Raw genomic sequence first — 20,200 nt, 5'->3', positions numbered from 1 at the left:
ATTCTCTGATTGAAAATGGCAAGTGCCTGTTAAAGTTCCATATCCTGTTGTCTGTGTTTCTCCTGTGCCGGGGTGGTTCTTTGTGCTTTTTTCTCGTCAGTCTTATCCTGCAAGACTTCTTTGATAGGCTGTTTCTTGGGCGGCTCTTTGCTTTCCTCTGTGCCGGGGGTGGCTTTCCGTACCCAGTAGCGGATGTCCCGCAGCTTCTTCAAATCCTCCTGCACCTCTGTCAGCGGTACTTTCAGCTCTGCGATTTCGCTGAGAAGTTTTTCCTGCTCCTGTTGCAGCTCCTTTTGGGTGCTGTCCTTATCGTCCGGGTGCTTGGCAAGGTAGGCGGCGGCTTTCTCATACCGGGCAACCTCCGGGTGTTCCTGTTTGAATTTCTCCTTTGTTTTCTTGAAAAATATCTTCTGGTACTTCTCATAGACAGGCTTACATTCCTTGCAGTCTGTCCGGCTGGCAAGAATCCCGTCAATCACTTTGCTGCGAGCTTCCTTTGGCTTCATCTGATTGCGGTAATCTGCGGCTGATTTCCCGGATGCTTCCAGAAATGCTTCTAAGTCCTCCACAGTGGAAAGCTCCTTTTGCCGGAGATAGGACAAGGCTTCGCTGACTGCCTTTAAGTCCTGTGAAGTCCCCCGGTTCTGTCCAGCCCTCGTCCAGTCCTTCCGTTCTTCCTTTCGTATCTCCATGTACTTCATCAGCAGATTGGGAAGAAGTGTCGCTTCCTCCGCCGCTTTTTGTGCAAGCAGCTCCTTCCGTTTTTCGCCCAGCTCGGCAATCCAGCCCTTGAGGTTGTGGATGAACTGCCGGATGGACTTCATCAGGCTGTTGGCGGCTCTGATTTCCCGGTTCAGGTTTCCGATATTCGTCTGGATACCCCGCTTTTCCATCTGCCGGACAGCAGCACCCTCATGGACAGTGGGGATAATATCAAGCCCCTGTCTGGCATAGGAACGCAAGTCCACACGCTCCGGGCGGTCATTGGCTTCCAGATAGCGGTTCTGGATGACCTCCCATTCATGCCGCCAGATTTCACAATACTTCTGGTCGTTCCAGTCAACCGTATCCTCCTTGTGGCTTTTCCACCTGCCGGACGGAAGTTTTATCCGTTCCCCGTTTTCGTCAAGGTCATAAACCTTGCGGCTCTTGGGAAGCCATTTCCCATGTTCGTCCATTGCCCTCATAGTCAGCAGGACATGGGCGTGGGGATTGTGTCCCGGCGGATGGGGGTCATGGATGGCAAAGTCAGCAATCATGCCTTTGGAAACAAATTGCTGTTCACAAAACTCCCGGACAAGGACAGCGTACTGGTCAGGCGGTATCTCTCTGGGGATGGTAAGCACCCACCGCCTTGCAAGCTGGGAGTTCCATTGCTTTTCCACCGCTTCGGCGGCGTTCCATAAGGTATTGCGGTCTGCATACGACCGTGGGGCGTTTGCCGGAAGCAGGATTTCATTGTGGACGATACCACGCTTTTCCGGGTAGTGCTTCACTTTCTGGTCGTATTCACAGAACAGCTTTTCACCGCTCTGGTAAGCAGCGGCGGCAACCGCAGACTGCCGCTGGCTGCGCTGAACAATCGTGATTTCGTTGTGTGGGCAGGGCATTTCGTGTCACTCCTTTCGGTAATTGGCGGATGGGGTGGCGTTTTACCACCTCATTTTGGGCAGAAAAAAAGCAGGAGACCTTTTTCAGATTTCCTGCTTGGTGTGCCGCTGTGTGGGCGGCGGGTATTAAGTTGTAAAAGTTCAGGACAAGTTGACCCGATGTGTGGGTGGCAAACTGGAACTGGTTAATTTATATTATTTATGAGCGGAAATGTAGTCAAGCACAATTTTCCACCCATTATTTTCACTGGCATATCCCCATAAAGGCTCTGTTAACTGTTCTAATTCTTCAATACAATGACGAGTCTTTTTTACCATTTCTTTTCTTTTTTCGAGAGGGATTGAATTTAATTTTTTATTTGATACCTTAAACCTGTTATTTTGCAGAAAATTAACGGTGTCAATATAGTTATTATCATCAGTAAAAATTGTATCTTGGGGAAAACAGGATATAACCTTTTCAAATGCTGTTTTCAGGGTGAATAATCCTAAAGCATTTAATGCTTCTGGGATAAACGGAACTAATTTTACCTGTTCACAAATAATATACCACCAACCATCACATTGCCAATTCCCCACCATATTCATACAAATATGCAAGGTAAAAAGTTCAGGGGTCACTTTTTCTTTTATATCATCTAATGTCCCCAATTCCCATAATTTATCCGACAATTCAGCCAGTGTATTTTCATCTAAACATTTCACTCCGTTAAGGAGTTCCTGTAATGTAAGCACTGTTATTTCCTCCTCGCAATATAAAATTTCTCACAATCAACTTCCGCTTTGCTGTTAACTTCATTATACTTTACCCGACCGTCAAAGTATAGAGAGATTTTGTAAAACTTGTCGGCTGGGAACAGCTTGCAACGCAAGGTGTCCCCAGATGGCAAGTCCACAAAAGGGTAGCTGGTGGCAGCCAGCGCAGGGGAAGCGTAGCGTCCCCTGTATGATTTGGAGCAGACCATGACTGCGGAAAATCACAGCCCTCCGGCGAGGAGCCTTCGGAGAACGCAATGCACCAACCTCTGGGTGGTGTATAATTGCGCCCTTAGTAAACTAAGGGGTTTCTGGCTTCTTCCGTTCCAGCAGTTTTTTCAATAGTTCCTGTGTGTCCTGTCTGTGAAAAATGAGTTTCAACAACACCATGACATCATCATCTGTCAGGCGTTCCGGCTCTTGCAGAAAACTTTCCAGCATACCGCCACGAGTACAGAGCCGGTGCGTCCGTTCCTTTCGGGTAAGCTGCTTTAACTGGTACTGCAATGCCTTTTCATCATTGATGGCTTTCCGCAGCTTCTTTTCGCTTTTCTCCAGCTCCCAGTTGAGTTTTTCCAGCTTTGAGGTCTCAGGCAAGGGCAGCGTCCTCCTTTCCCGGTATCAGCACATAAATCCGGTTTGGTTCTCCAACGCCCTGACGCACCCGCATGATAAGCCCGGCGGTTTCCAGTTCATTCAAAGAACGCTTGACCGTCATGGAGCTGCGGGACAGGACTGCGGCAATGGCTGTGACAGGGAAGCAGACAAAGAGGATTCCGTTTTCGTCCTCCTGCCCTTTGGACAGCATAGCGTCCAGCATCCGGCAGTACATGACCTTTGCGGTGCTGCTGACTGGAAATCCTGTCAACGCTCTGGGCAATGGCATACAGGGCGGCAAGGGTGTGTCTATCGTCATAAATTCAAAATTCATTCGGTGTGTTCCTCCTTTTTCTTTGCTCGTTTGGATAAATAACGGGGGCAGTCAATCACAACCGCCCGGAAGCTCTGCTTGCACCCATGCTGGCATTTCCGGCATAATTCGTTGTAAGTGACACGCCCCCGGTCATTGAGGTAAAAGGAAAGCTCATGCTTCCTCTTTTTGCTCATTCTCGGCATATTGCGCTTCCTCCCGTTTTAGTGTATGGTTTCGGGGCGATTTTCGGCAAAATTACAGCCATAGAGCCGCTTAAAATCTCCCGAAGTATCAGCGATAGGGTAGACTATCCCCCTATCAGATTGTCGTGTTTCGGTATCATTTCGGTGTCAGTCCGCCAGTTCTCCCCGGTGTCGTTCCTCCCCTGAATCTCACAGCGGCGTATCGCTCCCTTTGGTATGCTCGTTTTGGTAAGGGTTCCTCCACATCCCTGCCAAAAGTCATGGCACTACATCGCCGGGGAAGCATATCCCACACAGGCTGGTCATTCGATTGGAATAATCCATCGATGAACTACCTGTATCGTAGAACATTTTTGTGCCCTGTGCCGTATGTCCACAAAGTAGGAATTCGGGGTAAAAATCAGAAATTTCCACGATTGCGGAATTGATATGGTATAATCAATTCAACGGTTATAAATGTTGTCAGAAGGGGGAACTGCTTCAATGAACGGAGCTACTACAATACAGGAACGGCTAAAAGATTTACGATTAAACAAAGGATTAAAACTGGAAGAACTGGCAGAGCAAACGGGTATTTCAAAATCGGCTCTTGGCAGTTATGAAAAAGATGACTATAAGGAAATCAATCATGGCAACCTTATCCTGCTGGCAGATTTTTATGGGGTGTCCCTCGATTATCTCTTTTGCCGGACAGAGAACCGGGCGGAGATCAACACGCCATTAAGGGAGCTGCATTTGAGTGATGAGATGGTAGCACTTCTGAAAAGCGGTCGGATTAACAACCGTCTGCTGTGCGAACTTGCCACCCATAAGGACTTTATCAAGTTTCTTGCGGACATTGAGATTTATGTGGATGGGATTGCCACCATGCAGATTCAAAACCTCAACGCCCTTGTCGATACCGTCCGGCATGAAATCATTGAACGGTATCGCCCCGGCGAAGATGACCCCCATTTGAAAGTGTTGCAAGCCGCCCATATCAGCGATGATGAATATTTCAGTCACATGGTACGGGATGACCTCAACCTCATTATCCGGGATATTCGAGAAGCCCACAAAAAGGACAGTGAAAGTGCACCCCAGACCACCGTTGCCGATGAACTGAAAGAAAATCTGGAAGCGGTCGAAAACTTCAAGGGTAGCCGGGATGAAAAGCTCGTTGTCCTTTACTGCAAACAGCTTGGTATCAACTATAAAAATCTGTCAGATGAAGAATTTCGCTGGCTAATTCGGATTCTCAAAAAGTCAAAGAAAATGGGAACGCCTATCAGCCAGAGGAAAAAACGATAAAGAAAAACCGCTGTTGCATGGTTTGTTAGCTTCCATGTAGCAGCGGTTCGTGCTGTGGTTATTCAGTTAAATTTTCAGAATGACAAGCTGGAATTGTTATTCAGGAAAAACAAGTACACAGTTTTCTAAATCGTCAGTATCTTTTTCGGAAATATATATCTGAGCCGACAAAGATAAATCATTTCCTATAAATTTTTCCCTTTGAAACAAATCCCTTACTATATGCCAATTTTTATGTGCATTTTCAGTTTCCAACCAAATACCCATCAATGGTCCAGGTTCCCCGTCCTCTGTGTCTATATAATCATATCCATTGCTTTGTATCAAGGAATTTGATACCTCTTCGATACGGTCTGGTATGCGATATCTCAAATCCAAATCAGCATTTTCAAGCATTCCTGGATTTAACAACACAATAATCGTCTGCATATTTCTTCCCTCCAAATTTCTAATTTATATTTCTGTATCTATGTATGCGCTCATTCTCTGGATAACAGCCGCTTCGGCTACAAAAGAGCATAATATCGATCCATCTACAACGATTTTTATTTTGCTTTCATGTGAAAAAATGTCAATATTTCCGTACATATATCTATCCTTCATCTCCAGTTTGAACTCTGAAATAACGAAAAAAGAAATTTCAATAGAAACAGTATTGTTACCATTCCATTTTTCAGGAGGATTGTCTGGATAAACTGGCATATCAAAAACCACAGATACTTCGGTACCATCTCTTTTCAATGAAATAGCATCTATTCTGACGTTCAGCAATTCAGGGACTTTTGTGTAAATTTGTTTGATGAAAGTGTTTCTGTCTATTCCATCATACCACATACCTTACCTCCACAAACAACGATTTGTCATAATCATTCTACCATACCGTTATGCATAAATCATCTCATGCAAAACAATTTCTTCTGCCCGATTGTGAATGTTATTGCAACGCTGCACCCATTCCATTTGATGGGTACGCTTTAATTCTTCGGTCACGCCCTCGGCAGCTTTCATCTGCTCCATGATGGTATCTAACCGTTCCTGTGCCTGTTCGTTCAGGTCTGCAAGATATGTCCATAGCTCTCCGGTCAATATCAATGTGTTCAATCTGGCTGGGTGGACTTCTCTCAAATATTCCCGGTGCATCCGTCCATACTTTCCGATGGGGCGGTGTTCTTCTGGCAGTTTCAAATCTGGGATGTAGTAATCTCCGACAAGGATATAATCAATTCCGTTTTCTGTTATTCTTGGTTTCAATTCGCTCATGTTCCTTACCTCCTGTGGAAGCAGGCTCGTCTGGTACTAACTCAATCACATCGGTAATCTCACAATTCAGCGTTTCGCAGATACGGGCTAATGTGTCCATGCTGATGTGCTTTCCCTCTTTGCTCATGTTGGCAATCATATTCGTTGTCATACCAGCGGCAAGCCTTAAATCTTCTTTTCTCATATCACGCTCTAACAGTGTATGCCAGAGTGGTTTATAGCTGATGTGCATATTGCTTTCCTGCCTTCCTATCCATACCACCGGGGCGGCTGCCCCGGCAGGAACTTTTCTCTTATTATAGCACCAATCTTGTGTAATCACAATTTATTCTTGTAGCCTGCCGCTGATACCGTCTGGATTGTGCTTTTCCTTTCTTTTTGTTCCCTTTAATTAGCCATGAACTGTTTCATACCCTGGCTTTTGGAAGCAGGGTTGTCCTGGCCGTAACCTTCCAGAAGGTTGATAACGCCCCAGATACCAAGACCTGCGCCCAGGGCCACTACGAGAGTCTGCAAAACACCAACTGCACTGTTGAAAAATTCCATAAAATAATCCTCCTAAAAAATGTTTTTGATTTTGGGTTAAGTTGTTGCGTCAATCTCGTACACATCGAAGATGTCCGTGGGTTTTACCACGGCACGTTGCTTCTTCATGTACCGTTCCATGTCAAAGACATTTTTAGGGTCGGCGTCGGCCGTGTATCTGTAATTCGGGTGCCGGGTGAGGTCGTATTTGTCCGAAAGGAACGGGCGCACGCCCCGCAGCATGAAGATACACTTGCCGCCGTCCATCACTGCTAATTCGTCCTGGGTCATCAACTCCTTTCCTAATTTCTGATAACTGAGGCCGTGGGAAACCTGGCTGCCCCGGTTTTCGGACTGGTTATAGAGATCAATGGTCTCTTTCCCCAGCAGTTCCGAAATTTCCTTGAGCGTGGATTTTTCCTTGCCTCCCAAAAACAAAGTGCTGTCACAGTTACCGACAATGGTATCTGCCGCATCCTTGTAGATGGTCTTTAACTGGCTCTGCGACTGCAAAATAATAGAAGCCGATATCTCACGGCTTCGGATGGTGGCAATCAGCTTATCGAAGTTCGGTATCTGGCCGATGTTGGCAAACTCGTCCAGGATCAAACGGACATGGACAGGCAGCCGCCCGCCGTAGAAGTCATCCGCCTTGTCGCAGAGCAGATTGAAAAGCTGACTATACATGAGGGCGGCCACGAAATTGAAAGTGCTGTCCGTATCTGACAGGATCACAAACAGCGCCGTCTTTTGGTCGCCCAGGGTATCCAGTTCCAGTTCGTCATACTCCATCAGGTCCCGCAGCTCCTTGATATCAAAGGGAGCAAGCCGGGCACCGCAGGAAATGAGGATGGATTTTAAGGTTTTGCCAGAGACGAAAAGTCAAGGACTTTTTCATCAAATTCAAAAAGAAGTCACATTTTGCGGACTTCCTCACGGAGCAGACGCTTGATTTTGTCCTCCATCGTTTCTTTTGCGGTCTGGCTGAAATGCACACGGACGATATAGGTGGTCTTGCCGATCTGCTTTCTGACAGTCGGGCAAGGGGTACTGTTGGTTGTGGTATTGTTCATTCAAAATCCTCCTGTAAATAAAAAATGCCCGGTGACTGTTCATCATCGGGCGGTGTCGGTATGAGGGAACAAGGCAAGGTGGCAACATTAAGGTATCTATAAAAACCTTGCCGTCTTTGCCATGCTTGCCGTGTTCCTGTTGTCAGTCTCGGAGATAGCAGACCCATGCTGTGCCGTCTTTCTCGGTCACAAGTCTGTCCCCGATACGGCTCTTTGCCGTTCTCATGGTGCGTGAGGAAATCCCACGCTCATTGACTGCCTTTTCTAGTTCTGCGCTCGGCATACGCTTTCCGTCCGCAAGCAGTTCCAGAATGAGCATTTGCGCCTGTGCGGTCTTGCTCTCGGTCTTGGCGGTGTCCGTCCCGGCAAGAAGCTCGTCAGCGGTAATGTCATAAGCCCCTATCCACTCAAAGCCTTTCTCGTCTCCCAGAGAAAAGGCAAGGGACTGTCCGGGCGGCGCAAGGGAGCTTTTCTCATGGATAAGTACCCTTGTTGTGGGGCTGTCCTTCAGCTTGCCGATAAAGAGCAGACTGCGGACTGCCGCCGTAATGTCGATAGACCCTAATCCCCGGTAGGTGCTTTGCGTTCCTGCGGCTTTGTTGAGATGTCCGATCAGCACGATAGCGCACCCGGTAGCCTGTGCAATGTCTCCCAGACTGCGGAATATCGGGCGCACCTCGTTTGCCCGGTTCATGTCCACATCTGCGCCCAGAAACGCCTGTACCGGGTCAATGATAACCAGCCTTGCGTTGTTTTCCGGGATTGCCCTTGCGATGCGTTCATCGGCAAGGGTCAGTGGTGTGTCTCTATCGTCAATGACAAGCACTTTTTCAAGGTCTGCGTCTGCTTCCATCAGTCGGGGCTTGACCGTATCACCCAGACCGTCCTCGGCAGTCTGGTAAATGATATTGAACGGTTCAAGGGTTTCCATACCGGGCAAGGGCTTTCGGTTGGTGCAAGCCGCCGCAAGACGCATGGCAAAGTAGGTCTTGCCCTCGCCAGGGTTGCCCTGTATGATCGTCAGCTTTCCAAAGGGGATATAGGGAAACCATAGCCATTCCACGCTCGTCAGCTCCACATCTGCCATGCGGAGCATGGGAACAGGCTGGGCGGTGGGCAGCTCTCGCAGCGTGATTGTCTCGGCTATGAATTTGCGGCTCGGAATGTCCCCTTGCTGACGGAGAACATCGTTCCAGTCTTTCCTTGCCGGGACAAGGCGAATGACGGCGATCTCGCTGGGAATGGACTGTGCCAGTCGGGTACAGGCTTCGCTTCCTGCGGTGTCGCTGTCAAGGCAGAGGAACACTTTTTGGGTGTCCTTGCGTTCAGAAAGAAAACGGTCAAGGGCTTTGCCTGAAACGCCGCCCAGGGCAAGGTAGCTCCTTGTCTGCCAGTCCTGCGGATAAAGGCAGATAAAGGACAAAAGGTCAATCGGTGCTTCAAAGACAAAGAGCTGGTTGCCGTTTCCCTCATAGCGGAACGGATAGGACTTGTCAGACCCGGCAATGTCCTGTCTGAATGGGTCTGCCGTTCCTCGCACATGGGCGTATCTCGGTGTGTCGTTTCGGTCTCTGCCGACAAAGACAACATTGTGCCGCTTTGCGTCCTCGTAAATATCCCCGGAAAGAAGAAAAGCCTCAACAAGCGTTTTGTTGAGACCCCGGCTTTCGCAAAGATATTGAATTACCCTGTCGGCTGTTCGGTTGTGCAAGGGCAAGTGGAACGCTGTGGGCGGTGCTGTGGTGGCTTCGGTCTGTCCTTCGCCGCTTTCGCCGGTCAGCATTTGGACGGCTTCGGGAAAGGACTTGCCGTAAAACTCCATGACGAAATCAATGGGATAGCCGCCCTTACTCTGGCTGTGGCGAAACCACTTGTTTCCCCGGACGGTCAGGCTGTCATGTTCTTTCCAGCGGTATTCCCGTCCGCTTTTGATAAGTGTCTCTCCCTGTGTGCGGAGAAAATCTTCCAGACTGACGGCGTTTGCCCGGTCAATCTGCGCTTGGGTGTAATTCATCGGGATAGTTCCTCCTTTTTGTGTCGTGTTTGGGGTCGATTTTGGAGCATTTGTTCCTCTGTACGCTCGTTAAATCGGGCGGCAGTATCTACACATGACTTGACCTTCCAAAGGCGGTGTAAATCGTCTCTGACAGCCTTAAACTCGCCATAGGTGGTTTCGTGCGCCTGTTCCAGCTCGTCATACTCGTCGGACAGCTTTTTCATATCCACCTTGCCGTCCGGGAACTCCCCGGTCAGCTTTCGTCTGGCGGCGTAGAACTGTTTCAGTTCCGCTTCATGCTCTGCCTTGTACTTGGCTCTGGGCTTCTCAAACTTGATTTTCTGCAAGCCGTCATAGACAGGCTTCAAGCTCTGGAAAGCAGCGGAGCTGTCATAGAGCTGCTTAATTGCTTTCATTCGGGCGGTCTGTTCGTCCAGCGTTTTCTTCAAGCTCTCTGTGGCAGCACTGTGTTCGCTGACACGGCTTTCTAAATCTTCAAGGGAGTAAATGCCGTTTGCCCGGAGATAATTGAAAGTCTCGTTCATCTCCTTTAGATTGCTGACCTTGCCTTTCTGCGAATATGCCCCGGCTCTGCGCTGGGTGTAATAGGCGCTCAGCAGCGAAACAAGGTCGGGTGCCTGCGGCTTGGCAAGCTCCGCTTTTGCTTCGGCAATCCAATCAAACAGGAGAGCGATTTTCTTCTTGATGTCCCGGATAACGGCATTGGTGGCTCTGATCCAGCGGTTGAACTCGCCTTTCTCGGTGCGTATGCCTTTCTTCTCCATTGCCCGGACGGTTGCGCCCTCATGAACGGTTGGAAGAAGCTCCACGCCCTGACGCTCATAGCTTCGGTGGTCGATACGAACGTCAAGCCCCTTTTCCGCAAACTTGGCGTTGCACATCTCCGCCCATGCTTCACGCCAATGTTCCAGCGTTTCGGGACTGCCCCAGTCGGTAGTGGGAACGGCATTGAACACATACTTACCGTTTGCGTCTCGAATACGGTTGCCCTCCTCGTCCAGCACATATTCTCGCCGTTGTTTTATGCCCCATGTGCCGTCCTGCTCCATTGGTCGAATAGGGCAGAGAAAGTGAAAATGGGGATTGGGTGTGCCGCCGTCCTCACACTCCTTTTCGTGAAAGGACACATCAACGGTCATGCCCCGGCTGACAAACTCCCGAAACAAAAATTCCCTTGCCAGAGCGATGTTTTCTTCAAGAGAAAATTCATTCTGCAAGGAAATTTCAAAACTGTATGCAAGCTGGGCGTTCTTACCACGCTCGGCTTTTTCAACCGCGTTCCATAGGGTCTGACGGTCTGCGTATTCTTTCAGTGCATGGGGCGGCAGGAGAATGTCAGAGCAGATCACGCCGCCCTTGCGTGTGTAGTCGCTGTATTCGCCGTAATACTCGCTGTACAGCTTTTCGCCGGAACGATAGGCGGCAGAAGCAATCGCAGACTGACCTTTACTGCGTTTCGTTTGGGTTACTGTGAAGTGGAATAGTGCCATTGGCTTTCAGCTCCTTTCCTCTGTTTGCTTGGTTGATGTGTGTAATCTCCATGTGCCGGACGGCTCTCTGTACCTCCGGCAGACCGAAGATGTGTTCCATCAGCTCGGTCATTTCGGTGCGTGTGAGATTTTTGACCTCCGGGGCAAGGCTCTCAATCGTGCCGCCCAGATTGCAAAGGCGGTGGGTACGTTTCTGCCTTTCGCCTTTCTCCAGATATTTCTTTCTGTTCTCCAAACGCTCCAGTTTGTGCTGTTCCTGTGCAAGCCGCTTTTCCACTTGCTCTTTTTCAGCTCGAAGCTGTTCAAGGCTTTTCTGTTTTGCCATTTTGGTTGACCTCCTTTTTTGAAAATGGGTATAAAAAAAGACCGCCAACTTTTCGCACATTGCGACCAGTCAACGGTCTATTTTTCGGTATTCGGTTGTTGTATTCAGTTAGATAATTTATTTACTATCCTTACCGAAAAAACCAATCGTAGCCATAACAAAACCCACGATAATTAAAAGAAACGACACCCACAGTGTTCCTACATATATCACCTTTAATCCTGCAAGTATCATTATAGCAATACCCAATAGCATTAAACTGTTTCCAAACATAATCTTTTTCATACGCTCACGCTCCTTTGTTAAATTATCGTTTACTAATTTCAAACTTGCTGGCGGCGAACGGTTTGTCAAAACCGTTTGCGGACGGCAAGTCCACAGGGGATAGCCGCATTAGCGGCGCAAGGGGGTGTAGCCACCTTGACGGAACGAAGTGACGCAACATTCTCGGTCGTGCAGTTTTCTTCTGCTGACCGGGAATGAAGCTCCGCAGGACGCACATACTCCCGATAGGAGAGTATAGAAGTGCGCCCTTTAGTTCCTAAAGGGATTTTCTTCTGACCCAAATTACATAAAATGTAGATCAAGACATTTCTAAGAGGTACTCTCAGATTTTCACAACATAAGGTTCATCTTCAATAATACCCTGATCGTGGGTAACAATGATAACCGTTTTACCTTCTTCATTGAGTTCGTGCAATAACCTCATAACAATATCTCTATTTTTCTTGTCAAGTGAGCCAGTAGGTTCATCTGCCAAAACAACAGAACATTTTTTCATCATAAGACGAGCTAAAGCAACTCTCTGTTGTTCACCACCGGAAAGCTGATAAACTTTTTTGTTAACTTCCTTTGATAACCCCACACGATTAAGAGCTTCTTTAAGTGATACTTTAGTTCGGCTTGATTTTTTAATCAAACTTAAATTTTCTTTAACTGTCTTATTTTCAAGCAGTGCAAAATTCTGAAAAAGAAACCCCACTGTATCCGCAAAAAAACTGTTTTTATTTTTAAGCCGGGTAATATTCAGCCCTTCGATTATGATACTGCCGCTATCCGGCTTTTCGATACCACCAATCATATTGAGCAAAGTGCTTTTTCCACTGCCGCTATCCCCGCTGATTACTACAAAACTTCCATCCGGAATTTCCAAATTAAAGTTGGAGAAAATTATTTTCTCTCCAAATGCTTTATTTAAGCCACGAATTATAATCATAAACATCCTCCCTTCAATGACTTTGAGATATTTGTTTTTTCAACCCACATAATATTTGTGAAAATGATTGCCATTTCAATAATGGTGAGCAATGATCCAATCAGTAAAGCAATCCCGACACTTGCGTTAGATATAAAAATCGAAACAATGCAAATCAATATCACAACGGCTATATTTTCTATGAGATTAACGGAAATAAATCTTTTGTGCCTTTCATAAAAGCTATAACCTAAAACCTTTTTGAGGGAGATTTCCATAGAGCTAAGTCTAAATTCCATTTTCGCTTCAGATACGATGATAGCGATATCTAACAGCAATACTAATACGCAAAGAGAGCTTATAAAGCTAATCAATTTTACAAGGAAACTATGACTATAAATGTAATCCTCTCCGACATTCGTCAGCATAAAATAGTGTGAACCAAGCTGTTCTGCATATTTTTTCGCAGCATTACGAATTGTGCTTTCATCGCATCCGTAGATTACCTCACCATTATATGTTCCTGTTTCGATATAACTTCCATTTAAAGCAACAGCCTCATTTGCCTGATAAATCACAATCGGATTTGTTACTCTTGACAATCCGTCAATAGCCTCTTCTCTGTTCGAATTGAGATAATAAAATTGCTCTCTGCCAGAATATTCTTTATAAACAACACGCAGTTCTTCTGCATTTTGGGTAAGAGAGCTAATTTCCTCTTTTGCGATATCTTTGTATGATTCCGCATTTCTTCCCTTTGGCACGAAGACCACGATATCCTCTTTTTCATCATCTTCAGTAAGCATATCAGAAAACCCTTGTAGCATATCTCTGGCATTATGATTTACAAAAATATAATTATCCGTATCGCTTATCCGGCTGCCTATGCAGACCACCGGATTTATAGTGTTGTATTCATTTTCGTAAAGGTCATTCCAAAATTCGCTCTCTTTGGATTCCTCCTCATTTTCTTCAAAAGGAGGTTCAATCTGCATAACTCCAAAATAGTAATCATTATAATGATTTTCTAAAAGAGTAGTGTTTGTAAGTAAATTACCTTGAATGCTACTGAGATTTGTAGTTATTGTAAAAATCGTCATAGCAGTAGCAAATACTTTAAGACCGTTCAGAAGATAAAACATACCTTTTTTATCTGAAGCATTGGCAAAGGCTTTTTTTACATCAAAGCGGACAAAAGCAGCATAAGGAATTACGGAAAGAACTGCTCCGGCACAATACACTGCCAAAATGAGATGATCTTCATACGCTCCCGATATAAATTGAGAAACAAGCAACTTTGCTAAGACGAATAATGCAGCATATGAAATCATATCAGCCACTACAGCTTTTAGAGCAATCACAGCAGCATTTTCGCCCAGAGAAGCTCGTACAACTACTTCCTTTTGTCTGCGTATCACCTCAATCATATTAAGTACAATCATCAATATGGCAACCAGGCCCCAAACAATGAACATCATATCAGTTTCGGTTGATTGCCAAAACTCTGGCTGCGATATAGAATATTCTTTTGCCAAATCTTGATATGTGGCAATAATGTCATCATCGTCACCGATATAGCTGACCATTATTTCCTGTCCATTGCCTGTGTTTTTTGCTTCTCTAAAATCTTCAAATTCTATTACGGTGATTCCGCCTATCAAAGCCGTATATGTTTTTTCCTCAATATCCATTGTGCTTTTAAGACTATCCCGAACAACGGTATCATCACCATAAATATAAAGTCTTGTCTGATAATTAGAAACTCTCTGATTAAAAGTCGAAAAAATATGAACACCATGCTTCTCAGCTGTATCTTCTGCATTGGCTAAAAATGAATCCATATCGTCATTAGTAGTTGTGTATCTGGACGATAAATAATAAGCACCATTAAAGTTCCAGAGCATATTTTGATATACTTCAGCTTGCATAACAAAAGCAAAAATAATCGTAATCAACAGCAATATATTTCTTATATGTTTCATTTAAAATTCTTAAACCTCCTTTGAATAGGTAACAGACACACGATTGCCCAAAATACTAATATGGATTTTTTCATACAACCACATTCTCTTGTTAGATTCTAATTTTCCGTTTTCTTTATTCGCATAAATTGTACCATAAAACTCGTGAACAATTCTACCGCAACTTTGGACTACATGAGAAAAGTCCGAACAGTTTTCTGCCCGGACTTCCTCGCTCAATCATAAATCAATTCCACTTTCACAATCTCCTCTGCCTGTGCCTTGCAAGCGTTCATCTGCCGCACCCATTCCATTTGGTTTTCGGCTTTCAGTTGCTCGGTCACGCCGTTTTGCTCTGCCAGTGACCGCACGATCAGCTCCATGCGGTTTCGTGCTGTTTCGTCAATCTCGGCGCAATGCTCAAAGAGCTTGTCGGATAGCACCAGCTCATTGAACAGTATCGGACGGTGCATTTCCAGATACGCCTTGCGAAGTCTGCCGTAGTGTCCGAGGGGCTTGGTCTTGCGGATAATGATGTTTGGGATAAGATAATCGCCGTTCTGTGTGTAAGTGATATTCATGCTGTTTGTACTCCTTTCATCGGCTCTCTCTGCGGTAAACTGCTGACAGGGACGAACACGCCCTTTGCAATGTCCTCCGCACGAATGGCGGCTTTCTTGGCTTCGATTTCTGCCTTTTTCCGCTTCTTGATTTTGTCCTCGTATCGCTTCTGCGCTCCGCTGGCTTTCCGCTTCAAGTAGTTCTGATGAAGCCTGTCCTTTCGTTCCTCACGTTTGCGGATTTCCTCTAATTCCTCCGGGGTAAGCTCCACTTCTCCAAACGCCGGTGGAACGAATCGCCCAACAAAATTGAAGTAAATCTCGACCTCCTGTGTGGTCTGTATACTGCCTTTGCGGTCACGCTCATGCACAAGGATTTTCTCGATAAACTCATTGAGCATGGCAATGGTCAGCTTGTCGAAGTTCTCATATTTGTCGATCAGAGCGATAAAACGGTCAGCGTCCTTTTCGTGCTTCTCATAGCTCTTGACAGCCTTTTCCAGAACAGAGATTTCAGCGGTAAGCTCGGACTGTTCCTTTTCGTATTGAGCGTCCAGAGTGGCGTATCTGCTGTCGGACAGCTTGCCTAAAATGTTGTCCTCATAGATTTTGCAGAGCAGGACTTCCAGCTCGGAAACTCTCTGCTTTGCTGTGGCAAGGCGTGTCCGCTGCTTCCTGACCTCTGCCGTCTGCTGGCTGGACTGCGCTTCCTGCACCACACGGACAAACTCGGCTCTGTCATGCTTCGCATAATCGGCAATGGCTTTCAGCATTTCCGAGACAAGGGACAGTACCACATCTTCGTTGATACGGTGCTGGGTCTTGCAGAGCGTTCCGCAAGGAACTTTGGTGTACTGTGAACAGGTATATTGAGAAATACGCTTGCCGTTGTTGGTACGGTGGACATACATCTTGCCGCCGCAATCGGCACAATAAAGCAAGCCTGTGAGGGGAGCTGCTTCGCCCCAGCCGTCCGGGTAGCGTCTGACATTCCCACGGATTTTCTGCACAAGGTCAAAGGTCTGCTGGTCAATGATAGCTTCATGGGTATTCTCGAAAATCGTCCATTCGTCCTCCGGGACATAATGGCTTTTCTTGTCCTTGAAGTGCTTTCGAGTCTTGAAGTTGATGGTGTGTCCCAGATATTCACGCTTTTCAAGAATGTTGCAGATGGTGGAAGAACCCCAGCCGTACACATCTTTGAAAGTCTTGTTTTTATTCACACCCTCGCCGTGCTGGGCAAGGTAAGCGGACGGAATGAGGATTTTTTCTTCTTTCAGCTTGCTGGCGATCTGATACGGACCGTAGCCCTCAATCGTCATGGCAAAGATGCGCTTGACCACATCAGCGGCTTCGGGGTCAACCAACCATTGGTCTCTGGCTTCGTTCCAGAGATAGCCGTAAATGACCGTGCCTGTGAGGTGCTTGCCGGACTTGCCTTTGGACTGGAAAGTGGAACGGATTTTACGGCTGGTGTCTCTGGCGTAATACTCGTTCATAATGTTGCGGAAAGGGGTAAAATCATCGTCACCTCTGGCACTATCCACGCCGTCATTGATGGCGATAAGTCGCACGCCACGCTGACGCAGGATTTCCATAATCTGACCGACTTTCAGATAGTCACGACCCATGCGGCTCATGTCCTTGATACACAGGTACTCCACATTCCCGGCTTCCACCTCTTTCATCATTGCCAGAAATCCGGGACGGTCAAAGCAAGTACCACTAATGCCATCGTCCGTGAAATGGACAATGTTCGTAAACCCCTGCCGTGCGGCGAACTCCTCCAACATAGCCTTTTGATTGGAAATGGAATTGCTCTCACGCTGCTGGTCATCATCTTTGCCAAAGTCATCACGGCTCAGTCGTTCGTACAGAGCTGTGATTTTCTCGTTTTTTCTCATAACTTGCGCTCCTTTCTTCGGTTTTAGGTTGTGTGTTCTAAGAGACTTCCCAACCGCTTGATTAAGAAGTCTTTTAGAGCATACAACACCCGCCGCCATTTTGAATTTGCGGTACTGCTTCACGGCGAAGTGGTCCGGCTCCCGTTCTTCCAACTGAGAAAAGAGCAGGTCCACCGGGCTTTGATAGGTTTCGTCATCCTCTCTGGCTTCACTGGCATTGATAAGGTCCAGAAGCGTGATGAAGTTCTTTTCTTCCTCCGTGGCCTCGTACCAGATGTAGCCGATCAGCGCGGAATAATAGAGGCGTTCCGCTTTGACCCAGAAATCTTCCGAAGATTTTTCGCCTTCGCCCTTCGTGTTCATAATCAGGGCGTTCACCAGCTTTAAGATATCCTTCTCTGATCGAATGTAGGCCAGTGGGTTGTATCTCATGGATTTTCGGAAGTTTATCAGGTTGAGGCATTTGATACGGTATTTCTTCCGTTCCAGGAAAGTGCCGATCTCCGGCAGCAAGGTTCCTTTCGGATCAGTGCAGACATAGGATGAATGAGCTTGCAGCAGCGACGGCTTACAGAAGAACCGCGTCTTGCCGCTGCCGGAACCGCCGATCACCAGAATGTTTTTATTTCTGGCATACTTCGGCTGCTTTGGACGGCTCGCCATCGTGATCCGTTCCGTCTGCGTCATGGGGATGTTTTGGAAAAAGTCCTTGTCCATGTAGGGAGCAATATCCGCCGCCGTACCCCAGCGAGCAGAACCATACTCGATTCCGTGGCGGTATTTCTTTGCGTTCTTGCCTTTCAGGTAGACCGCCATGCGAAGGATCACCGCACCCGCTATGCCGATCAGCAGGTCCGTGGGATGGAAACTGAGCCACGGGGAGGAAAACGCCGCCGTGAAGCCGTCCCCGATAGAAAGCAGCTTGCCGGAGAGGTCAGCGCCGGGCGCAAGCCGAAAAGCCTGTGCCAGCTTGTCGAAGGGATACACGAACAGAAGATACGGAAGGTTCAGCAAAAACAGTTTTTTCATGTTCATCTCTGCACGCTCCGATCTTTGACCTTTACTTTCTCCCGGTCAATGGTGCGGTGTTCCGTTTTCTCTGCCGCCTGTTCCTTCGCCTGAGTCAGCCGCTCCCGGATGGAGGGCTTTTCCTCACGGCTCATTTTCCGGATGGCAAACTCCTGAAACGCCGCTGTGATGGCATCCGCGTCCCGGCTTTTGAAAAAGACCAGGTAACGGGGCTGCTCTGCGGCGGTGTCCTTCTTCAATGCAAAATCCACATGGTATTTCTTCGCCACACGGGAGAAAGCCTTGATATTCTTGTCACTGATCTCGATATTGGCAAGACCGGCGTTCTGGCTGGCAAGCTGTTTAAGACTCTGCCTGCCGCGGTAGATTTTGGGCTTCTGGCTTTTCTGGATTTCCTCCAGGAACTTTTTGACGGCCTTTTCAAAGACTCGCTCACTTAGCTTGGCTCCGTCAACAATGAGCGTTACGGCGCCCCGCGTTACTTCCTCCTGCATTTAGCCTCGCCCCCTTTGCCCGTCTCCGTACATATCGTGCTGCACCAGGGAAGAATAGTAGCTGTTGATGGTGGTCGGGGCGTTATACAGCGCCGCCAGAAGATATTTCTTGATATTGCGGACATAGGAGGTGTTGTCCTTCATGCAGTCCATGACATACTGAACATGGGAACTGTCCAGCTTCATAAACCGGGACTTTACCACCTCCGCCGGATAATCATCTCCGGCAATGCGGATGACTTTGCGGGCAGAACATACGGTATCCACGATCAGGTCAACGATTTCGTCAAGCTGCTCACGGTCGATATGGCTGTCCTGCACCAGATAGCTGTACTCGATGTTGTCCAAAATCACTTCACGATAACATTCTCTGGCTCCCATCCGATCCATTCCCATCCGTGCCCCTGCGGGGGTAGGGGGATTTGATGGGATAGGATTTGATATCTCCGTACTTGATAAATCAGTCTTTGTTTGATTAGTATTTAATTGTGCGGGGTTTTCCGTACACGGTTCCGCCGTATCCGGGATACCCATATCCGGGTTTTCCGTATATGGCTTTGCCGTACCCGGTAAAGGCGTACCTGGGCTTGACGGCGGCTCGCACTGAGGCATTTCGTAAATGACATACTCGGTATCCGTGATCTTGCCTTTTTCATCCCGAAGCTGGGTGCGCCGGATATACCCGTGGTTTTCCAGCTCCTTCAATGCCGCGCCGATGCTGTCCACACCTTCCCGGCAGATCGCCGCAAGACCTCTGGTGGTGTAATTCCACTCGTCAGGGAGTGACAGCATCATGGACAGCAGCCCTTTGGATTTCAGGGTCAGCGTCCGATCTTTCAAGTGATGGTTCGACATGACCGTATAATCACGGGTCTTTTCAATACGAAAAACAGCCATCTTCGCACCTCCTTCCTGTGAAAATAAAAAGTGTTGATTTTGAGCGGTTTACCCGTCTGTATGCCTCCATAGCCTCCCGCATGGGAAAACATCCACGCTCTGTTCAGAACGCAAGCCACGGAGGAAGAAGCAGAAGATTTTCCGCTGATTTTGATACAGTTTGGGGCGGCTACCTCTCACGGTCTTTATGGTCATAGTGGAGATCGCCGGAAAGCACCTTCGCATGGTTACGGATTTTGATATGTCCCTTTTCCTGATTTTCCAAAGCCTTGCTGTATCCGGTGTCGGTCAGGAACAGGCGCATTTTCTCACCCTTCCAGCCAATAGGCGAGTCATGGGTAAGAACATCAAAGACGATCATGTGTCTGGTTGCCGGGTCGAAACGCTCCAAAGCCATAATGTCATGGCCGGATAACTTCTGCGCCCCGGATTGCTGTCTGGCCTCTGCCAGCATTTCCCCGATGGTGCGGGCTTTCTCCGGCAGACGGTATTCGGCCTGCACCTTGCGGATCAAATCCATGCACTCCTGATCCGACAGTGGGCGGAGCTTGTCCAGAAGGCCTTCCGCCGTTTCTTTCGTTGCCGGGTTCGGCGCATAGCGCCATGTCATGTAAATCTCATTCAGGGCGGCGTTCTGATTGGTACTTTCAATCTGAAACACCATCCTCATTTCTGCTTCTGTCAATTTCATTGCCAGC

General features: G+C 47.5%; 23 protein-coding genes and 1 pseudogene. 1 reads left to right on the top strand and 23 read right to left on the bottom strand.

Annotation, left to right across the window (positions count from 1 at the left end):
- Window positions 1-29: 29 nt before the first annotated feature.
- The 5 genes from mobQ (ACDD58_RS10010) to ACDD58_RS09990 all read right to left on the bottom strand — a co-directional run bounded on the left by mobQ (ACDD58_RS10010) (window position 30) and on the right by ACDD58_RS09990 (window position 3,482).
- Window positions 30-1,610 (bottom strand): MobQ family relaxase, encoded by a 1,581-nt coding sequence (gene mobQ, locus ACDD58_RS10010; RefSeq protein ID WP_370777250.1) that lies wholly within the window; start codon window positions 1,608-1,610, stop codon window positions 30-32.
- 195 nt (window positions 1,611-1,805) lie between these two features.
- On the bottom strand, window positions 1,806-2,345 hold the full coding sequence (locus ACDD58_RS10005) for a hypothetical protein (protein WP_118413592.1): 540 nt from the start codon (window positions 2,343-2,345) through the stop codon (window positions 1,806-1,808).
- A gap of 321 nt (window positions 2,346-2,666) precedes the next feature.
- Entirely contained in the window at window positions 2,667-2,963 is a 297-nt protein-coding gene (locus tag ACDD58_RS10000; RefSeq protein ID WP_238013515.1) for a DUF3847 domain-containing protein, read from the bottom strand.
- On the bottom strand, window positions 2,956-3,297 hold the full coding sequence (locus ACDD58_RS09995) for a DeoR family transcriptional regulator (RefSeq protein ID WP_117554708.1): 342 nt from the start codon (window positions 3,295-3,297) through the stop codon (window positions 2,956-2,958). Before ACDD58_RS09995 ends, ACDD58_RS10000 begins: the two co-directional genes overlap by 8 nt.
- Complete coding sequence (locus ACDD58_RS09990; RefSeq protein WP_002304353.1) at window positions 3,294-3,482, bottom strand: hypothetical protein; 189 nt, start codon at window positions 3,480-3,482, stop codon at window positions 3,294-3,296. The genes ACDD58_RS09995 and ACDD58_RS09990 overlap by 4 nt, the downstream gene beginning before the upstream one ends.
- Window positions 3,483-3,965: 483 nt before the next feature.
- On the opposite strand from ACDD58_RS09990, the gene ACDD58_RS09985 reads away from it, so the two are divergent.
- Entirely contained in the window at window positions 3,966-4,772 is an 807-nt protein-coding gene (locus ACDD58_RS09985) for a helix-turn-helix transcriptional regulator (protein ID WP_006573790.1), read from the top strand.
- Window positions 4,773-4,868: 96 nt separating this feature from the next.
- Here the strand turns inward: ACDD58_RS09985 and ACDD58_RS09980 are convergent, their stop codons facing one another.
- From ACDD58_RS09980 to ACDD58_RS09895, 18 genes and pseudogenes are all read right to left on the bottom strand, one after another.
- Complete coding sequence (locus tag ACDD58_RS09980) at window positions 4,869-5,201, bottom strand: hypothetical protein (RefSeq protein ID WP_113993290.1); 333 nt, start codon at window positions 5,199-5,201, stop codon at window positions 4,869-4,871.
- Window positions 5,202-5,225: 24 nt separating this feature from the next.
- A complete protein-coding gene (locus tag ACDD58_RS09975) occupies window positions 5,226-5,606 on the bottom strand; it encodes an Imm50 family immunity protein (protein WP_113993291.1) in 381 nt (126 codons plus the stop codon).
- Between the two features lie 48 nt (window positions 5,607-5,654).
- Window positions 5,655-6,032 (bottom strand): TnpV protein, encoded by a 378-nt coding sequence (locus tag ACDD58_RS09970; RefSeq protein ID WP_113993293.1) that lies wholly within the window; start codon window positions 6,030-6,032, stop codon window positions 5,655-5,657.
- Window positions 5,992-6,264: a helix-turn-helix transcriptional regulator gene (locus tag ACDD58_RS09965; RefSeq protein WP_002592127.1), complete on the bottom strand. Its 273-nt coding sequence runs from the start codon at window positions 6,262-6,264 to the stop codon at window positions 5,992-5,994. Before ACDD58_RS09965 ends, ACDD58_RS09970 begins: the two co-directional genes overlap by 41 nt.
- 155 nt (window positions 6,265-6,419) lie before the next feature.
- Window positions 6,420-6,578, bottom strand: a complete 159-nt coding sequence (locus tag ACDD58_RS09960; RefSeq protein ID WP_118144607.1) for a Maff2 family mobile element protein — start codon at window positions 6,576-6,578, stop codon at window positions 6,420-6,422.
- Window positions 6,579-6,614: 36 nt separating this feature from the next.
- A pseudogene (locus tag ACDD58_RS09955) lies at window positions 6,615-7,430 on the bottom strand (VirD4-like conjugal transfer protein, CD1115 family); the annotation flags it as partial.
- A 41-nt stretch (window positions 7,431-7,471) separates the two neighbouring features.
- Window positions 7,472-7,630, bottom strand: coding sequence for a transposon-encoded TnpW family protein (locus ACDD58_RS09950; protein ID WP_178880595.1), 159 nt, complete (start codon window positions 7,628-7,630; stop codon window positions 7,472-7,474).
- 142 nt (window positions 7,631-7,772) lie between these two features.
- Complete coding sequence (locus tag ACDD58_RS09945; protein WP_118772850.1) at window positions 7,773-9,644, bottom strand: AAA family ATPase; 1,872 nt, start codon at window positions 9,642-9,644, stop codon at window positions 7,773-7,775.
- On the bottom strand, window positions 9,641-11,137 hold the full coding sequence (gene mobQ / locus ACDD58_RS09940; protein WP_370777245.1) for a MobQ family relaxase: 1,497 nt from the start codon (window positions 11,135-11,137) through the stop codon (window positions 9,641-9,643). Before mobQ (ACDD58_RS09940) ends, ACDD58_RS09945 begins: the two co-directional genes overlap by 4 nt.
- Window positions 11,094-11,462 (bottom strand): DUF3847 domain-containing protein, encoded by a 369-nt coding sequence (locus tag ACDD58_RS09935; protein ID WP_009259852.1) that lies wholly within the window; start codon window positions 11,460-11,462, stop codon window positions 11,094-11,096. Before ACDD58_RS09935 ends, mobQ (ACDD58_RS09940) begins: the two co-directional genes overlap by 44 nt.
- Window positions 11,463-11,579: 117 nt before the next feature.
- Window positions 11,580-11,747 (bottom strand): hypothetical protein, encoded by a 168-nt coding sequence (locus tag ACDD58_RS09930; protein ID WP_009259853.1) that lies wholly within the window; start codon window positions 11,745-11,747, stop codon window positions 11,580-11,582.
- Between the two features lie 322 nt (window positions 11,748-12,069).
- Window positions 12,070-12,684, bottom strand: a complete 615-nt coding sequence (locus ACDD58_RS09925; protein WP_004845304.1) for an ATP-binding cassette domain-containing protein — start codon at window positions 12,682-12,684, stop codon at window positions 12,070-12,072.
- On the bottom strand, window positions 12,675-14,639 hold the full coding sequence (locus tag ACDD58_RS09920; RefSeq protein ID WP_055060299.1) for a hypothetical protein: 1,965 nt from the start codon (window positions 14,637-14,639) through the stop codon (window positions 12,675-12,677). Before ACDD58_RS09920 ends, ACDD58_RS09925 begins: the two co-directional genes overlap by 10 nt.
- Window positions 14,640-14,854: 215 nt before the next feature.
- A complete protein-coding gene (locus ACDD58_RS09915; protein WP_002593326.1) occupies window positions 14,855-15,199 on the bottom strand; it encodes a TnpV protein in 345 nt (114 codons plus the stop codon).
- Window positions 15,196-18,117 carry a DUF4368 domain-containing protein gene (locus ACDD58_RS09910; RefSeq protein WP_370777243.1) on the bottom strand — a complete coding sequence of 974 codons (2,922 nt, stop codon included), beginning with the start codon at window positions 18,115-18,117 and terminating at the stop codon, window positions 15,196-15,198. The genes ACDD58_RS09915 and ACDD58_RS09910 overlap by 4 nt, the downstream gene beginning before the upstream one ends.
- A complete protein-coding gene (locus ACDD58_RS09905) occupies window positions 18,114-18,605 on the bottom strand; it encodes a PcfB family protein (RefSeq protein ID WP_370777241.1) in 492 nt (163 codons plus the stop codon). The genes ACDD58_RS09910 and ACDD58_RS09905 overlap by 4 nt, the downstream gene beginning before the upstream one ends.
- Window positions 18,606-19,502 (bottom strand): DUF6017 domain-containing protein, encoded by an 897-nt coding sequence (locus tag ACDD58_RS09900; RefSeq protein WP_370777239.1) that lies wholly within the window; start codon window positions 19,500-19,502, stop codon window positions 18,606-18,608.
- A 169-nt stretch (window positions 19,503-19,671) separates the two neighbouring features.
- On the bottom strand, window positions 19,672-20,193 hold the full coding sequence (locus ACDD58_RS09895) for a DUF5720 family protein (RefSeq protein WP_370777237.1): 522 nt from the start codon (window positions 20,191-20,193) through the stop codon (window positions 19,672-19,674).
- Window positions 20,194-20,200 lie beyond the last annotated feature (7 nt).

This window comes from Roseburia sp., from assembly GCF_041325975.1.
GTDB lineage: Bacteria > Bacillota > Clostridia > Lachnospirales > Lachnospiraceae > Roseburia > Roseburia rectibacter.
Note: the sequence above shows the minus strand (reverse complement) of the source record. Positions and strands in the feature narration are given on the sequence as shown.

Coding starts and splice junctions, on each gene's coding strand:
- mobQ (WP_370777250.1), bottom strand. CDS start 1,610: ATGCCCTGCCCACACAACGAAATCACGATTGTTCAGCGCAGCCAGCGG.
- ACDD58_RS09995 (WP_117554708.1), bottom strand. CDS start 3,297: ATGAATTTTGAATTTATGACGATAGACACACCCTTGCCGCCCTGTATG.
- ACDD58_RS09990 (WP_002304353.1), bottom strand. CDS start 3,482: ATGCCGAGAATGAGCAAAAAGAGGAAGCATGAGCTTTCCTTTTACCTC.
- ACDD58_RS09985 (WP_006573790.1), top strand. CDS start 3,966: ATGAACGGAGCTACTACAATACAGGAACGGCTAAAAGATTTACGATTA.
- ACDD58_RS09980 (WP_113993290.1), bottom strand. CDS start 5,201: ATGCAGACGATTATTGTGTTGTTAAATCCAGGAATGCTTGAAAATGCT.
- ACDD58_RS09975 (WP_113993291.1), bottom strand. CDS start 5,606: ATGTGGTATGATGGAATAGACAGAAACACTTTCATCAAACAAATTTAC.
- ACDD58_RS09970 (WP_113993293.1), bottom strand. CDS start 6,032: ATGAGCGAATTGAAACCAAGAATAACAGAAAACGGAATTGATTATATC.
- ACDD58_RS09965 (WP_002592127.1), bottom strand. CDS start 6,264: ATGCACATCAGCTATAAACCACTCTGGCATACACTGTTAGAGCGTGAT.
- ACDD58_RS09960 (WP_118144607.1), bottom strand. CDS start 6,578: ATGGAATTTTTCAACAGTGCAGTTGGTGTTTTGCAGACTCTCGTAGTG.
- ACDD58_RS09950 (WP_178880595.1), bottom strand. CDS start 7,630: ATGAACAATACCACAACCAACAGTACCCCTTGCCCGACTGTCAGAAAG.
- ACDD58_RS09945 (WP_118772850.1), bottom strand. CDS start 9,644: ATGAATTACACCCAAGCGCAGATTGACCGGGCAAACGCCGTCAGTCTG.
- mobQ (WP_370777245.1), bottom strand. CDS start 11,137: ATGGCACTATTCCACTTCACAGTAACCCAAACGAAACGCAGTAAAGGT.
- ACDD58_RS09935 (WP_009259852.1), bottom strand. CDS start 11,462: ATGGCAAAACAGAAAAGCCTTGAACAGCTTCGAGCTGAAAAAGAGCAA.
- ACDD58_RS09930 (WP_009259853.1), bottom strand. CDS start 11,747: ATGAAAAAGATTATGTTTGGAAACAGTTTAATGCTATTGGGTATTGCT.
- ACDD58_RS09925 (WP_004845304.1), bottom strand. CDS start 12,684: ATGTTTATGATTATAATTCGTGGCTTAAATAAAGCATTTGGAGAGAAA.
- ACDD58_RS09920 (WP_055060299.1), bottom strand. CDS start 14,639: ATGAAACATATAAGAAATATATTGCTGTTGATTACGATTATTTTTGCT.
- ACDD58_RS09915 (WP_002593326.1), bottom strand. CDS start 15,199: ATGAATATCACTTACACACAGAACGGCGATTATCTTATCCCAAACATC.
- ACDD58_RS09910 (WP_370777243.1), bottom strand. CDS start 18,117: ATGAACATGAAAAAACTGTTTTTGCTGAACCTTCCGTATCTTCTGTTC.
- ACDD58_RS09905 (WP_370777241.1), bottom strand. CDS start 18,605: ATGCAGGAGGAAGTAACGCGGGGCGCCGTAACGCTCATTGTTGACGGA.
- ACDD58_RS09900 (WP_370777239.1), bottom strand. CDS start 19,502: ATGGCTGTTTTTCGTATTGAAAAGACCCGTGATTATACGGTCATGTCG.
- ACDD58_RS09895 (WP_370777237.1), bottom strand. CDS start 20,193: ATGAAATTGACAGAAGCAGAAATGAGGATGGTGTTTCAGATTGAAAGT.